Origin of the sequence: Erwinia psychrophila (genome assembly GCF_039023475.1) — a bacterium.
Taxonomy (GTDB): domain Bacteria; phylum Pseudomonadota; class Gammaproteobacteria; order Enterobacterales; family Enterobacteriaceae; genus Erwinia.
Window position 1 is genome coordinate 316,513 of record NZ_JBCHVB010000001.1, and the last position, 14,747, is coordinate 331,259.

The 14,747-nt window shown below is 53.4% G+C and carries 14 protein-coding genes; 8 read left to right on the forward strand and 6 right to left on the reverse strand.

Translation table 11 applies throughout. The features are described from left to right. Window positions 1–15 precede the first annotated feature (15 nt). Window positions 16–1,254 (reverse strand): MFS transporter, encoded by a 1,239-nt coding sequence (locus AAH446_RS01495; RefSeq protein WP_342904959.1) that lies wholly within the window; start codon window positions 1,252–1,254, stop codon window positions 16–18. 324 nt (window positions 1,255–1,578) lie between these two features. On the opposite strand from AAH446_RS01495, the gene AAH446_RS01500 reads away from it, so the two are divergent. The 5 genes from AAH446_RS01500 to AAH446_RS01520 all read left to right on the forward strand — a co-directional run bounded on the left by AAH446_RS01500 (window position 1,579) and on the right by AAH446_RS01520 (window position 7,559). Beyond that, on the forward strand, window positions 1,579–2,649 hold the full coding sequence (locus AAH446_RS01500) for a LacI family DNA-binding transcriptional regulator (RefSeq protein ID WP_342904960.1): 1,071 nt from the start codon (window positions 1,579–1,581) through the stop codon (window positions 2,647–2,649). After that, window positions 2,646–3,617, forward strand: coding sequence for a nuclear transport factor 2 family protein (locus tag AAH446_RS01505; protein WP_342904961.1), 972 nt, complete (start codon window positions 2,646–2,648; stop codon window positions 3,615–3,617). Before AAH446_RS01500 ends, AAH446_RS01505 begins: the two co-directional genes overlap by 4 nt. A 121-nt stretch (window positions 3,618–3,738) precedes the next feature. Beyond that, window positions 3,739–4,881, forward strand: a complete 1,143-nt coding sequence (locus tag AAH446_RS01510) for a nuclear transport factor 2 family protein (protein WP_342904962.1) — start codon at window positions 3,739–3,741, stop codon at window positions 4,879–4,881. Further along, window positions 4,881–6,191, forward strand: coding sequence for a histidinol dehydrogenase (gene hisD / locus AAH446_RS01515; RefSeq protein ID WP_342904963.1), 1,311 nt, complete (start codon window positions 4,881–4,883; stop codon window positions 6,189–6,191). The genes AAH446_RS01510 and hisD overlap by 1 nt, the downstream gene beginning before the upstream one ends. Window positions 6,192–6,245: 54 nt before the next feature. Further along, window positions 6,246–7,559: an amidase gene (locus AAH446_RS01520; protein WP_342904964.1), complete on the forward strand. Its 1,314-nt coding sequence runs from the start codon at window positions 6,246–6,248 to the stop codon at window positions 7,557–7,559. A 288-nt stretch (window positions 7,560–7,847) separates the two neighbouring features. On the opposite strand, the gene AAH446_RS01525 is transcribed toward AAH446_RS01520, so the two are convergent. After that, the gene (locus AAH446_RS01525; protein WP_342904965.1) at window positions 7,848–8,732 is read right to left on the reverse strand and encodes a DMT family transporter; all 885 of its coding nucleotides are present in this window, start codon (window positions 8,730–8,732) and stop codon (window positions 7,848–7,850) included. A 55-nt stretch (window positions 8,733–8,787) separates the two neighbouring features. Here AAH446_RS01525 and AAH446_RS01530 point away from each other — a divergent pair, with 55 nt between their 5' ends. Together AAH446_RS01530 and AAH446_RS01535 are read left to right on the forward strand one after the other, a co-directional pair. Next, window positions 8,788–9,396: a TetR/AcrR family transcriptional regulator gene (locus tag AAH446_RS01530; protein WP_342904966.1), complete on the forward strand. Its 609-nt coding sequence runs from the start codon at window positions 8,788–8,790 to the stop codon at window positions 9,394–9,396. Window positions 9,397–9,686: 290 nt separating this feature from the next. Continuing rightward, window positions 9,687–10,133 (forward strand): LysE family translocator, encoded by a 447-nt coding sequence (locus AAH446_RS01535; RefSeq protein ID WP_342905784.1) that lies wholly within the window; start codon window positions 9,687–9,689, stop codon window positions 10,131–10,133. Between the two features lie 308 nt (window positions 10,134–10,441). Here AAH446_RS01535 and AAH446_RS01540 read toward each other — a convergent pair whose 3' ends face one another. Together AAH446_RS01540 and AAH446_RS01545 are read right to left on the reverse strand one after the other, a co-directional pair. Next, window positions 10,442–11,014: a DUF4142 domain-containing protein gene (locus tag AAH446_RS01540; protein WP_342904967.1), complete on the reverse strand. Its 573-nt coding sequence runs from the start codon at window positions 11,012–11,014 to the stop codon at window positions 10,442–10,444. Between the two features lie 633 nt (window positions 11,015–11,647). Beyond that, complete coding sequence (locus tag AAH446_RS01545; RefSeq protein ID WP_342904968.1) at window positions 11,648–12,289, reverse strand: HD domain-containing protein; 642 nt, start codon at window positions 12,287–12,289, stop codon at window positions 11,648–11,650. 116 nt (window positions 12,290–12,405) lie between these two features. Here AAH446_RS01545 and AAH446_RS01550 point away from each other — a divergent pair, with 116 nt between their 5' ends. Further along, entirely contained in the window at window positions 12,406–13,368 is a 963-nt protein-coding gene (locus tag AAH446_RS01550) for a GlxA family transcriptional regulator (protein ID WP_342904969.1), read from the forward strand. 199 nt (window positions 13,369–13,567) lie between these two features. On the opposite strand, the gene bamE is transcribed toward AAH446_RS01550, so the two are convergent. Continuing rightward, window positions 13,568–13,915: an outer membrane protein assembly factor BamE domain-containing protein gene (gene bamE, locus AAH446_RS01555; protein ID WP_342904970.1), complete on the reverse strand. Its 348-nt coding sequence runs from the start codon at window positions 13,913–13,915 to the stop codon at window positions 13,568–13,570. Next, entirely contained in the window at window positions 13,912–14,433 is a 522-nt protein-coding gene (locus AAH446_RS01560) for a hypothetical protein (RefSeq protein ID WP_342904971.1), read from the reverse strand. The genes bamE and AAH446_RS01560 overlap by 4 nt, the downstream gene beginning before the upstream one ends. Between the last annotated feature and the right edge of the window lie 314 nt (window positions 14,434–14,747).

A 14,747-nucleotide genomic window follows, 5' to 3' on the forward strand; every position in this document is an offset into this window, starting at 1 on the left:
GTTATTAGCGAATAATTACTGGTCGCGGACGGGGGCTAGTTGCCCGTTCGCAGTTAAATTACCTGAAGGTTCCACCTGTCGGGAATAAACCCAGCGAGCAGATAGCGGCGTCATAATGACGGCCACGACGCAGAGCACGGCAATGACGATATAGCCGGAGGCCAGATTAATATGCTGCATCATCACGCCCATAATGACCGGTCCGATAAACATGCCCAGCGAATAAATGGTCTGAAAAAGTCCCATGCGGGTGGACTGCTCGTCGGACGTGGTATTGACCACGCTCAGGGACATAAAGGCGGCAAAAGCCATGCCGAATGAGAAACCAGCCAGCGCCTGCAGGGCGTAGATCACCAACATATTGCTGGTAAAGGGAATACCGAGGGTAGAGAGTACCTGCAAAATAATGCCCAGTACTGCCGTTTTCACCACTCCCAGACGCTTATAGAACACGCCACTGCACAGGGCGACCGCCAGCGCATAGAAGATCAGATGAATATTGCTCAACAGCGACAGGATCCCCGCCCGCGCGCCGAGTTGTTCGGCGTAGATGGGCGTCAGCGTATCGCGGGTGGCGAACGGCACCAGAATAACGATCGTTGCCAGCAGGCCAATCATCCATACCGAGCGATCGCAAAGCTGCCTGCTCGCGCCTGCCATACAGGCCTGAAGCGTCGGGGCGCGGAGCGAATCGTGCACGTCGCTGATGCGGGTGGTCAGTGCCAGTGCCAGCAGGCCGGAGACGCAGGAGAGGAAAAATGCGATGTTGTTCTCAAAATAGTGAATTAACAAACCGCCGACGCAGTTGCCGATAAACACGCCCACCGGCCCGGCCAGCGCCAGCAGTGCCACGGCGGCGGGGGCCTCTTTGCGGTCAAAGTAACGAATAAACAGGATGTTATAAAGAACCCAAGTGGCGGCTGTCACGCCGTCTGCCGCTTTCGCCAGATAGAGCGTCACCGCGTTGGGTTCCAGCCACGCCAGCGGCCAGGTAAAAATGGGAAGCAGCAGGCTGATTTGAATAAAGATTTTGCGGCTTTTCACCACGTCGGAGATGATACCCAGCGGAAAGCGTATCAGCAGCGTGGCCAGCCCGCTGGCGCCCATAACCAGCCCCATTATCTGCGGTTCTATGCCTTGCTCCAGCATCATCGGCGCCAGAAAGGCGTCAATACTGTGAATGCAGATGAAGAACAGGACGCTGATAATGAAAAAGAGCCGGGCTTCAGGTCGGCGTAATAGTGCTCGAAACATGGTTGTTAACCTCTGATAAGTGATGGTTTTAACCAATCAAGAACGGCATTTACCGGCTCTTCCTTCGGGTTGCTGCTCCCTTTGCCCGGTATCATTGACGGCGTTAAGTTGTGATGAATACGTATTCAATTATCGAAGTTACGAAAAGGTTTCAATTTTGTAAAGTGATGCAGTCGACATTGTGAGAAAAATAATTTTGCTGGTTGCATACGTATGCATGAATGGTGTAAGTATAAGAAACACTCTCTTGTCGGGGCGTGCCTGGCGGGGTACAAACGGAGCCGGCACTTAAACGACAAGCGTTAGAGATAAGGAATTGGGGTAATGAAGCGTAAGAGTTTTGCAGCGGTCACGTCGCAGCAGGTGGCGCAACTGGCGGGTGTGTCGCAGTCGGCGGTATCACGGAGTTTTACGCCTGGGGCGAGCATCTCTCCGGCGACCCGTGAAAAAGTGCTGAAGGCGGCCAGGGAGCTTGGCTATCGCCCGAACGCGATTGCCCGCTCCCTCAATACCGCCCGGTCACGCATCATCGGGGTGGTGATCTCCTATTTCGATAATCAGTTTTACCCGCAGGTTCTGGAGGCGCTGGCGCAAAAACTGGATACCCTCAACTATCACCTGCTGCTGTTTGTGGGTGACAGAGATGGCAACGTCGACCGGATTTTCGATCAGATCATGCAGTACCGGGTTGACGGCATCGTGCTCGCCTCCGTCGTCCTTTCGCTGGATCTCTCTGAAGAGTGTCTGGCCGCCGGTATTCCGGTCGTCCTGTTTAACCGCAGCGAAGAGAGCGGCATGGCCTCAAGCGTGAACAGCAATAACGAGGCGGCGGCCCGGCAGATTGCCGAGTTCCTGATGGCCGGAGGGCACCAGCGCTATGCCTACGTCGGCGGGGTAGCCGATTCGTCGGTGAATATTGCCCGCCAGCGCGGCTACCTGGCGGCGCTGCACGAGCAGGGATTCGACGATGTGCAAGTGGTCAATGGCAACTACGATACCCGGCAGACTATCCGCGCCGCCTATAGCCTTTTTTCAGCGATGCCGGTGCCCGACGCGATTTTTGTCGCCAACGATCACATGGCGCTGACGGTGATGGACGTGGCCCGCTACGAGTTTGGCCTGAAAATTCCGCAGGACGTTTCGGTGATTGGCTATGACGATACCGGCCCGTCCGGCTGGCCCTCATACGCTCTGACCTCGGTGTCGCAGCCGGTGCAGGAGATGGTGGAAGCGGCGATTACGCTGCTGATGAAGCAAATTGAGAGCGACACCATTGAGCCTGAGCAGATTACCGTGCCGGGCATTCTGGTGGTGCGCCACTCCGCCCGGCGTCCGCGCAGCGGCGTCATCGAAAAAGAGGGAATATCCCTGTTTCAGCCTCAGGAGGACAAATGAACAAATTGCCCGGTTTCAGCCCTCAGTTCGACTCTATCCAGCAGTTTATTCTGACGCTGACCCACGTCGTCTGGGAGCAGAAGGATATTGGCCAGCTGGCCGATTTTTACGCCACGCCGGTGGTGTTCATTACGCCTGAGAAACAGCTTACCGATCTGTCACAGTTTATGCGCCATACCCTGGAGGCGATGTACAGCTTTCCGCAGCGCAGCGTGCTGACGGAAGATATCCTCTGCACCGAAGCGCCCGGCGGCGAGTATTACGCCTCTCAGCGCACCGTGGCCGCCATTCGCCATCAGGGCGAGGGCTTTTTCGGCCCGCCGACGGGCAGGAGCGTGTGGGTACGCACCTGGGCGGATCGCATCTGCGCCGGAGGGGCGATTCGCCAGGAGTGGCTTTTGCAGGATCGTGCGGCCATCGTTGCCCAGCTGGGGCTGGACGTGCGTGAGTTTGCCCGTAGCCTTGGCGACGTCCGGGAACAGTTGGGGCTGGAAAACGCCCCGGCGGAGGAGCTGGACGCGCGCTGGGCCGGCGGCCCCGACGGGGATGACGTCGACGGCCCGGTGGCGGGGGTTATCGAACGCTATCTGACCATGTGGGCAGGCGGCAACGGCGGAACGGTACCCGGCCTCTATCACCCGGCCGCCACGCTGTATGCCCCGGGGCACTGTATGGGCACCGGCGAGGCGGAGATCGGTGCTCTGCTCTCCGGCTATCGCGCCTCGTTTGCCGACAGCGAAACCCAGCTGCACCACTTAATCGTGCGTAAAGACGCCAATGAGCCGGTGCGTATTTCGCTGCGCTGGTCGCTATTAACCTGGCATGACGGCTATGGAAAATTTGGTGTGCCGACGCGAAAACCTGTTTCCATTACCGGCATCAGCCAGCTTGAATTACGCGACGGCTTAATTATCCGTGAATATCTGGGTATCGATGAATTAGCCATTTGGTCGCAAATCGTTAAGTAATAAAAAAGTAATCATAAAATAATACCGGCCGCAATATCTGTTGTGGCCTGACATCATCCATTTACGTGGGTGCAGAAACCCTATTGTCTGAATATCACTGAACATCAATGCAGGAGGTCCTATGTCTTCAACTGAAGTAACAAATAAAGCTCCAGCAGTACCCGAGAAAAACAGTAATAAAACCCAGCGTGACGAGCCGGTATTACAGGTGGAACGCCGCGACTTTATTGATTTAGTGCCGGAGAAACGTCCGCGGGTACAATCATTACGCGGGTTTGATGATTGTTATACGGATATTGTCGATTATATTGTGCGCTGCACCCATAAAATATGGGACGAACGCGACGTAGGATTAATCTATACCCACTATACGCACAACTGCGTTCTTTATAACGCGCTCGGCACCCTTTATACCCGCGAAGAGGTGGTGCAGGACACGCTTAAAAGGCTGGTGGCCTTCCCGGAACGTCGGGGCATGGCGACGCAGGTTATCTGGAACGGCAACGACGTTGACGGTTTTTATACCTCGCATCTGGTAACCGGTACGGGGCGCCATACCCAGTTCAGCCACCTTGGCAAACCGACTAACCGCACTTATGTAACGCGCACCGTCGCCGACTGCATGATCCATGAGAACAAGATTTATCGCGAGTGGGTGGTAAGCGACAACATGTCCCTGATGAAGCAGCTGGGGCTGGATACCAACGACATCGCCTGGAATATGGCGAAAGAGCAGTTTGATAAGGGTTTTCGCGTAACCGACATCGGTGAGAACGGTCGCATGCTGGGTCAGTATCCCCCGGAGATGACGTGCGACGTCTCTCTCGCCCATACCGACACCGAAGAGCAGTGCCTGCGCTGGATGCACGAAATCTACAACGGCAGGATGCTGGGCAAAATCAAGGAGGTTTACGCCCCTAACGTGCAGTGGCACGGCCCGCTGATGAAAGAGCTTTACGGCGTGGCGTCCGTCACCCATCAGACGCTGGCGCTGATCGGCATGATCCCGGATGGCGCCTGGCTTCCCCAGCATATCTGCTCGAACCCCTGCGACGAGGGCGGCGTGAAGGTGGCGATCCGCTGGATTATAGAAGGGCATCACCTGGGCTACGGCGAGCTGGGCAAGCCGACCGGTGAACGGCTGTTCGTGATGGGTATGTCGCACTATCACATCGTGAACGGCAAGATTGTTGATGAGTGGGTGATTTACGATCACCTGGCGCTGCTGGCGCAAATCAAACTTGGACAGATGGAGAACGCATAATGTCTGCACAGTCGATTGTTAATCAGGTTCGCTGGATCAAACGTCCGCAGGGACAGGACGAGAAGGCGGACCGTACGCTGACCGATACCGTCAGCGCTATTATCGCGCGAGTGAAGCAGGGCGGCGATGCGGCGCTGCGCGACTATTCGCAGCAGTTTGATAAGGTCGTACCGCAGCAGTTTGAGGTCACGGCCCAGGAAATTGAGCAGGCGCTGGCCGGGATGGATCCGCAGACCCGTCGCGACAGCGAGTTTGCCATCCAGCAGGTGCGCCGCTTTGCCCAGGCTCAGTTTGCCACCATGCTGCCGCTGGAGGTGGAAACCCTGCCGGGCGTGCACCTTGGACACCGCATTATCCCGGTAGAGACCGTAGGCTGTTATGTGCCTGGCGGCCGCTATCCCATCCTTTCCGCGCCGGTGATGTCGATAGTGCCCGCCACGGTGGCGGGCTGCGGGCAGATTGTCGCCTGTCTGCCTCCGGCTGCGCATCCGTCCATGATCGCCATCTGCCACCTGGCGGGGGCGCACCGTATCTTTAAGATCGGCGGGGCGCAGGCCATCGCCGCGATGGCGTGGGGAACGGAAAGCGTACCCGCGGTAGATAAAATTGTTGGTCCCGGCAACGCCTTCGTTAACGAGGCCAAGCGCCAGGTATTTGGTAAGGTGGGCATCGACGCGCTTGCCGGACCGAGCGAGATCTTTACCGTGGCTGACGACAGCGCCGATCCGCGCATTCTTGCCGCCGATCTGCTGGCGCAGGCAGAGCACGATATCCATACCCGCGTCGGGCTGGCCACCACCAGCGCGGATATTGCGACGCGTACGCTGGCCGAGATTGAGCGTCAGCTGGGCAACCTTCCGACCGCCGCCACGGCCGGTGAAGCCTGGCATCGTCAGGGCGAGATTGTCGTCTGCGACACGGAAGAGCAACTGATCGCCTTTGCTGACCATATGGCGACCGAACATCTGCAGGTTCATACCCGCGATCCGCACGCCACCGCCGCGAAGATCCGTAACTACGGTTCACTGTTTATCGGACAAAATGCCAGCGTCGTCTTCTCGGATAAATGCTGTGGAACTAACCACACGCTGCCGACGATGGCCGCGGCGCGATATACCGGCGGACTCTGGGTGGGGGCATATGTGAAAGTGTGCACCCATCAGTGGATTGATGAGCAGGGCATCCCGGCGATTGCGGAGCCGGCTATCCGCCAGAGCCGCACCGAGGGCATGCAGGCCCACCGCCGCGCGGCGGAAATTCGCTTGCGCCCGCAGGATATTGATGCGATCACCGCCGGCTCGCGGGATTAAGTCAGAAACAAAGGCAGGCTGAAAGGCCTGCCACACCATTCAGGAACTTACCCTATGCGCGCAATGCGTCTTGTTCCTCCGCTGGCGTGCTGCGAAGAGGTGGCACGGCGGCTTCAGGTTATCACCGACCATCAACATCTTAACGCTATCCTTGGGGTTAATGCCGATGCCATGGCGCAGGCTGAACGCTGCCAGAAGCTGCGGCGTAGCGGCACTCTGATTGGGCCTCTGCATGGCGTACCGCTGATCGTGAAGGACAACATCGCCTGCGCAGCCTCGCCAGTCACCCTTGGCTGTAAAGGGCTGGCATCGTTAAGGGCTGAGTCCGACGCGCAGGTTATCCGGCGTCTGCGGGCTGCGGGGGCCATTATTCTCGCCAGGGCGAACATGTCTGAGTTTGCTTTTGATGTTCGCTCACGTAGCTCTCTGGGCGGCGATGTGCGCAATCCTCTGGATCCCAGAGTAACCGCAGGCGGATCCAGCGGCGGCTGCGCTGCTGCCGTGGCAGCCGGTATGACCGACGGCGCGCTGGGAACGGATACCGGCGGTTCGGTTCGCATACCCTGTAGTTACACCGGACTTGTGGGGCTACGGCCCGCCTTCCGGCGTCAGATACTTGCAGGCGTTGCACCGTTGTCGATGAGTAAGGACACCGTCGGCCCTATGGCCCACAGCGTACGGGATGCGTCACTTTTACACGCCATTATGCACGGCGAGCCGCCGACGGAACCGCAGGCCGTATCGCTAAATTCGCTACGGCTGGGAGTGATTAGCGCGCTGCAAGGCGAAGATCCGGCTCAGCTTAAGGTCTGGCATTGTGCGCTGGAGAGGCTCCGGCACGCCGGCGTGACGATGGTTGAGGTGGAGCTGCCAATTCTTAAGGAAGTGGCATCTCAGCGCTGCCTCAGCCTCTCTGAGTTTCAGGTCGCCATCAACGGCTGGCTGGCGCTTCAGCAAAACGGGCCAGCCAGCCTGCGGGAAATTATTGCCTCCGGCAAATATCTCCCCGAGTTATTACCCCTGCTGGAACAGATGCTGACGTCGGGCAGTCTGAAAACGCCGCAGTGGCTCAACGGACGCCGCTTCCAGCGCCGCTTGCGTCAGGTTCTGAACCTTACCGCAGAACAATACCGTATCGACGCCTTTATCTATCCCACGGTCTGCCGCCAGCCGGTAAGCCTTGAAAAAATGCCGCCGGGGATCGCGCCCGAGCTGGCGGCCATCAGCGGTCTGCCTGCTATTACGTTGCCCTGTGGTAAGGCAGAAGGGGGGTTACCGGTTGGAATGGAGTTACTGGCAAAGACGCGGGATGAGCATTTTTTACTCTCCCTGGCATTGGGGTGTGAAAACGTCTTTTATCAGGAGTAAGTCATGCCTTATCTGTGCAATGCAGATGGTGAGACCTGCCTCAGGAATAAGGTGAAAGTTACCTCGGGAGGGTGCTCATTTCGTCATCACGGTGGGCGTTAATCTGCTTTTTGTTCACCGGAGTCTGATAACGTCCTTGAAGATGGTTATGTGGCAGTAAAGGATATTGCAACTCTTAGTGCGTAAACAGAATGCAGATCGGTGCGTGGATCTCCGCTCAGATACATTCATGATGAATGTGTCACGCAGTTGTTTTGCCTGAAACAGCTTTACCTGTCAGCCGGGACTTTAAATTTTCCTCTTAAGGTAAAATTCACTCGCAAGATAAAAAGTGACGGCAATGAAAGTTATGCTCCCTCCCATTAGCGTATATCGGGTCGGCAGTTCGCTGAAGAAAAGCCAGACCCAGAAAGGACCCAGCACGATGTCGACTTGCGCAATCAGGCTAGCCTCCGCAGGGACCACGAGCCGGCTTCCAGTCATAAAGAGTAGATAACTCAGACTCTGGGTGGCAAGCGCAAAAACCAGCAGCCATCCCATATCCTGTAGTCCCGGAAAAGGAAGACCGCGAGGCATCATGATATAGCAGAATATGCCGCAGAGTGCGCAGGCCAGTGTCGTGACCGCTGGCAGATTCATCCCGGGCCACTTACCTGACATCACGATGCTTGCAGCAAAACCTGCCGTCATCGCCAGAGCCAGCAGATTACCTGAAATGTCGCCCGGGCCCGTCGCTGAAGTGGCCATAAGGATGACACCTCCCAGGCTCACAGCGGCAGACAGCAACGCGCGTTTTGTGATTTTTTCCCGCAGCATTATCCAACCCAGTCCCATAGCAAAAAAAGGAATGGTGGCATAGACCGTCATCACACCAGCAACGCTGGTGAGCTTCAGCGCCGCCACATAACAAAACATTGACGAAGCCATAACCACAGCGGTGAGTAAACCCGGTAATCCCAGATCGCGCCGGAACGAAAAGTGGCGCATATAACCGCCCGCCGCTAGCAGCAGGCCAAGTGAGACGAAAGCAAACAGCGAGCGCCAGGCAACCATGGCCCAGGTGTTCATATCGAGTTGCCGCACGAAAATGCCGGCCGTACTCCACAGGATGGCTGACGAAAACACCAAAATGAGTCCGGAAGCGCGCGGTGTTACTGCTTTACAGAGTGGCATTGCTTCTCCTCATCCTTTATAATTTTTATTAAATAAGTAAATCGGTCTAATTATTATGGCAAAGAATGAGACGCGCAAACGACTGGTGAATTCAGGCATTAACGTTTTTCTTAAGCACGGGTATGAGGGCGGAGGAGTGACTGCCATTCTGAGCGAGGCGGGTATGCCAAAAGGGTCCTTTTACAATCTTTTTCCTAGCAAAGAGGCGTTTGCCTGTGCAGCGCTGGATGCCTATTTTGCATCATTTACAGAACTGAGAGCCGCGACGCTTTGCAACAGCAGCCTGACGCCCCGTGAACGTTTGATGAGCTGGCTTGCGGGACACAGGGGGTGTATTGAGCATCAGCCGGAAGCAGCGGGTTGTCTTGCAGGAATTCTTGGTCAGACGGGCGCGGTACGCAGTGAGAAAATCAGGCAAAGATTACTGGCGCTCTTTGCTTGCTGGGAACGCGATCTTATCGACTTGTTTCGCGATGCTCAGCTAATGCAGACGCTGTCACCCTCAATGACGCCTGAAGGTGCGGCCGCGTTGGTTATTAATCTCTATGAAGGCGTTATGATACGAATCCGGGTGGAGGCAACGACCCGCCCTTATGATTTTCTGACGCAAATCCTGCCGGATATTATTTTTATTCAGCGAAATCCACCTGACAAAAATGAATAGCATTTTTATAAAGTTAATTGTTATGGAGAATTTTTAATATTATCGGGCACTGGTACAGTTACGCTATAGAGTTCAATATGACCAGGGTGGGTAGCATATAGAAAACAGGGAGAATGTTTATGACAGATAATTTTATCTCATTGCTGGCGATTGGCTCAGCTATTCTATTTGGCGCAATGAGCCCCGGTGCCAGTTTCCTTCTTGTTGCCCGTACGGCTATGTCCAGTTCACGTGTGGCAGCACTATCCGTAGCGGCTGGTATGGGTCTTGGTGCACTTGTCTAGGCTGGTATCGCGTTAGCTGGCCTGCATGCTCTCTTTACTTTGATTCCATCACTTTACACAGGCCTGAAAATTGCTGGCGGTTGTTATCTTTTATGGCTGGCGTTGAAAATGTTCCGCCGCCCTCCAGACAGGCTTATTGACTCAGCCGTTTTAGGGGAGGTGAGCGCGTTAAAAGCCTTTGCTACCGGTCTGATCACACAAATCAGTAATCCCCATACGGCTCTGGTATTTGCCAGTATTTTCTCCGCAGCGCTCACCAGGAGCATCCAGCCCGCCATGTATATTATTTTGCCCTTAATGGCATTCACCATTGATATACTCTGGTATGCACTCGTCGCAGTTTTATTATCAACTGACAGACCCCGCCAGGCTTACGTTAAGTACCGTAAAATTATAGACAGATTAAGCGGGGGGCTAATGGCCTGGCTGGGGGTGCGGTTGCTTTTAAAGTGATTATGACGACTAATACCGGGGCCTTCAGTGTAGAGCACTAGCGTCCGCTTTTCGGTGTGAGTTCAACCGATGTTTGCGCCCTATAGCATATCGAACGGCTGCTGCGGGTCAACTCTGGTCGTCAACGCGAAGAGTAAGTGCTGCACATAGGCGAGCATCATACGGCATACTTACAGTAGAGATCGTCCTGTGCCTTCAACACTGAACTCCCTCCGTGGCTGTCTGCAACAATTTGAACAAGGGTAGTCCAGGTCGCCGGACACTGTACCCACCGCGCGACCTGTTGACTTACCTGCTGGACTGCCTGATTACATCGACATCTGCTGGGCGGACTTCAGGTGCTGCTCAACGACCGGCGTGTGCGCGTCGGCCAGGGCTTTCACATCCGGATCCTTGATCTTGCTGGCGTCACTCTGCAGCGTCGACAGCACCATCTTGTGGTCCTTGAGGCCAGCGTTTTCCATATACATCTTGTCAAATGTGCCGTCGCTCTGCTTTTCCAGCTCGGCGGCCATGGCCTTGTGTTTGGCGTCCGGCTCAGTCGGGAGTGCCACGCCCTTTTGCTCGGCGACCGCCTGTACTTTGGTCAAGGCAGCGCCGTGATCGTCGACCATCTGCTGAGCGAATGTTTTGACTTCGCTGCTTTGGGCTTTGCTCAGCGCGATCTTGGCGGCGGCGATTTCATTAATATCGGCCTGAGCCATATCCTTCAGCGCTTTTTCGTCGCCGGAGCTGAGTTTAGCGCCCGATTCGGTCTGGCCTGCGGCGCTATTCTGCGCGGCGCTCGTCTTAGGCGTCTGGGCTTGCACGCCAACAGTACTGAACATAACTGCGAATGCCGATACGGCTAACAGCCCTTTCAAGTTTTTACTCTTTTGCATTTTGTTCTCCTGAGGGTCATGGGTAAGGCCAGGTAATTAACCGTGTCCAGCCTCGTAGGTAAATTACAACTGCAAGGGTCAGTATAGTAGATCAACGATTTGAGCCATCAGTTTGAGTTATGGTTCTTAACGAAGGAGGGCAGGAAATGACGGAAGCAAAGAAGCGGAAATTGCACAGCGCGGAGTTCAGGGCGAAAATCAAATCTTTGAAGGGGTAAGGGAATTGCTTTAGCGGCATAGCCGCCTTGACTGATATGACATTATGTTACCTTTTCATTCATTGCGGACCTCCATCGCCACTCGCTTGTCCGCTTCGTGCCAGAAGCAGTCATCGCGAACTTTACGGCAAGTTAGGTGCGACATCTAAAAACGCATGGCCGACCTGAGTGGGATACTTACGCAGCTGCAACACTGTTTTTTCCTTTAGCGTCAGCTAATTCAATTTTTATCTGATCGTCAGCGAGCGTCTGTCGTACTTCCCATAACATAACTCGCTTTAAAGACATCACGTCAATGCTGTGCCATAGCTTCAGGACATGTTGTACAAGCTTGACTGAACAGCGCCACAGAAAAATGCTCATGCATCCTGCTACTATGGCGCTTTCATGCGGCCTGTTTTCAGACCGTCTGGCATCAGCCCTGCCAGTGTGACTGGCGGATGATGCTGCAGAAGTTCACAGGCTTGAAGTGGGCGTCCTTGTCTGCCAGCACATCAGCCTTCACATTACCAAATGTTGTCTGTGGCTTATGTTTAATACCCTCATAAAAGGCCTGAATGATGTCTTCCTTAAAATCAGGCGTACGCGGGTACTGCTGGATAACTGCGCTAATCTCGTCCTGTGAGAATTTTTGATAATCAATTCCCAGCACGTCCATTTCAACGCCTGCAGTGAGCAGAGCAATTTCAGGCGCCATAAACTCAGGAATACCAGGAGTGGTATGCAGGGCGATAGCGGTCCATACCTTATCGATATCCTGCGTTTCTATGCCATACCCTTCCAGAAACTTCCGGGCTTCGTTCGCCCCGTCTACTTCAAAGCGTTTATCGCAACTGCAATATTCGTGAGTCAGGCCAAGGTCATGGAACATACACCCGATGTATAAAAGTTCAGCATCGGCTTTGATTCCTCTTTTCTGGCCTGCCAGGGCTGCCCAGTGGTACACGCGGCTGGAATGGTTAAAAAGCAGATCGGATTCCGTGTCACGAATAAACTCCGTGGCCTCACGGGCCATTTTAGTGTCCGGAATGCTGATACCTTCGATTGTACGGCTCATCAAATTTCCTCTTATCTGTTGTAGGTCTACACAATAAAGCTTAACATTCATGTCCTAAAGTGTATTTTTAAGACTATTCAGGACATAAAGATGATTCAGGACTCCGGGAATATAAAATGAGCCATAACGTCGCAATTCTTGCGGTGCCGGGTGCTCAGATGCTTGACGTCTGTGGACCAATAGATGTCTTTGCTGAGGCTAACAGAGTACTTAAGCGCAGCTTTTACACGCTGCACGTTGTTTCCGTCACCGGCTCCATTATTCAGTCCTCGTCCGGGGTGAAGCTGTCGGCAGATGCAACACTGTCAGACTGCGGCAGGTTTTCGGCTGATACTTTCCTTGTTGCCGGGGCGCCGGATATTGCTCGTTACCAGCCGGACACTCGCGTGCTGGATGGAATTAACGCACTCTGCGAGTCAAGTAAACGGTTTGGTTCTGTTTGTACGGGCGCATTACTCCTGGCGCTTACCGGGAAACTCAATGGGAAAAGAGTGACCACGCACTGGGCGTGTGCGGATACTCTTTCCGTCAGGCATCCTGAAGTCATCGTAGAAGCAGATGCTTTGTATGTTGACGATGGCAGGGTCAGAACGGCTGCAGGCGTTACTTCTGGCCTTGATATGGCGCTGCGACTCGTAGAGGAAGACCTTGGCAGGAGTGTGGCGGCAGAAGTGGCCGATCAGCTGGTCATGTTTTTCCGACGGCCGGTTAACCAGTCTCACTTTATGAGGAGTAATACGCTTTCGCTTGATGGCCGCACTGCTCTTCAGGATCTACAGAGATGGGCTATTGCGAATATTAAAGACGTTACTACGGTCGCCATGATGGCAGAGCACATAAACTTCAGCCAGAGGCACCTTACGCGGATATTCCGGCAGGAAACCAGCCTTACTCCGGCGCAATGGCTGGAACGCGAGCGCGTATCAAAAGCAAAATTGCTGATTGAAAAAGAAAAATTGCCAGCGAAACAACTTGCTGCTAAATGCGGTTTTTCCGGACCCGATGTAATGAGACGTGTATTCAGTCGCCTGACCGGAATTACACCTAATGATTACCAGAAAATGATGAGCCGTGATTAGCTTTTGCGGACTGGAGGCACTGACCCGCTTCCTGTTAAATAACACATGAAAAAAGTAGTAATTTTCCTAATCAGGTATGACAGCATTTGCGAACGTCTGGTTTTCGCTCATCGCGGACGGTAAGTAAGATGCTGGGCTACTCTGGCTTCTCTTATACGCCGTGAAGAAAAATACGGCAGGTGTTATGCCTGCCGATGAATCACTTCTCGGTGTAATGAATTTTACTCACTACACCATCGTTATTGAATTCCAACAACAGAAGCTGATCTCTGTCCCTGAATATGGGGATAAATAAATAGAGACGGCGATCCACGACGGTCGAGGCATAAATCCAGTTACTGGCGGTTTTAAACTCTTTTGGCGTGGTAGGAGCACCAAGTAAAAGCAGCATATCTTTTTTAGTGGATTTACCCACTACGATACTCTTGCGGATGTCTTTCTCTGAATAATTATCTAAATCGGAGGCTTTTGTTCTATCCACATTGGCAATACAACCATTCAGCGCAATCGTAGTGAATGCCAGAAAAAGAAAATTTTTCACATTCACTTTACATCATCCTCGTAATAAATGCCCATATCAGCGTCGAATTTTATTTCTTTAGCATAAATGACGCAGTAACCTGTTTTATCTCCGTAGCTGTAATGAATCTCATATAACGATTTTTTCTTTGGAATGATATTCAAATCAACGGTGCAACCACCGTATAAAGAGTGATGGATGGTTGTCTGACGATCCGGGAGTAGCATCGTTTCGAAAAAGGTGTCGCTGTAATCTTTATTCTTCAGTTTGGGGAATCCTAGGTCTCGGGTATTTCCAAGTAGGATATTGACGTAAGCGCTATGCTCCTGAACCCAGCCGCCGATTTTTTTACCGTCGCTATCTTTTTGATACAGAGCATAGCTCATAGGCGCGCCCATCAGGCGAATTTTCGCGACATCTGGTGTATTCTCTGGGGGAACATACAGAGTAGGTTTAGGGAATAAGGTACTACAGCCAGCTAATAGTAAAGTCGCAGATAGTACAGCAGCCTTAATAGTACCAGTGCCATTAATAGAATAATTCATCGTTTTAAAAACCCTTATAACGCCTGCATTAATTTGTCTGTTTTATGAAAAATAGGTGGAGGAAGCGTATAAATAATATGTATCGGCAGTCTTCTATTTTTCTTTAGAAAAAATGAATGTGTTAACTGTTTCAATGGTCTAATTTTCAGCCCTTACCATGCAGGTATAACGTCCGCTCCTCGCTCATTGCAGACCTCACCTGAAGACGCCCCAAAACAGCCAGGGAACCGGCTAATTGTTACCCAATAAAAAGACTGCTATTCCGGATGAAATAGCAGTCTGAAATCATCTGTACCAACGTTGGCGGACAGGCA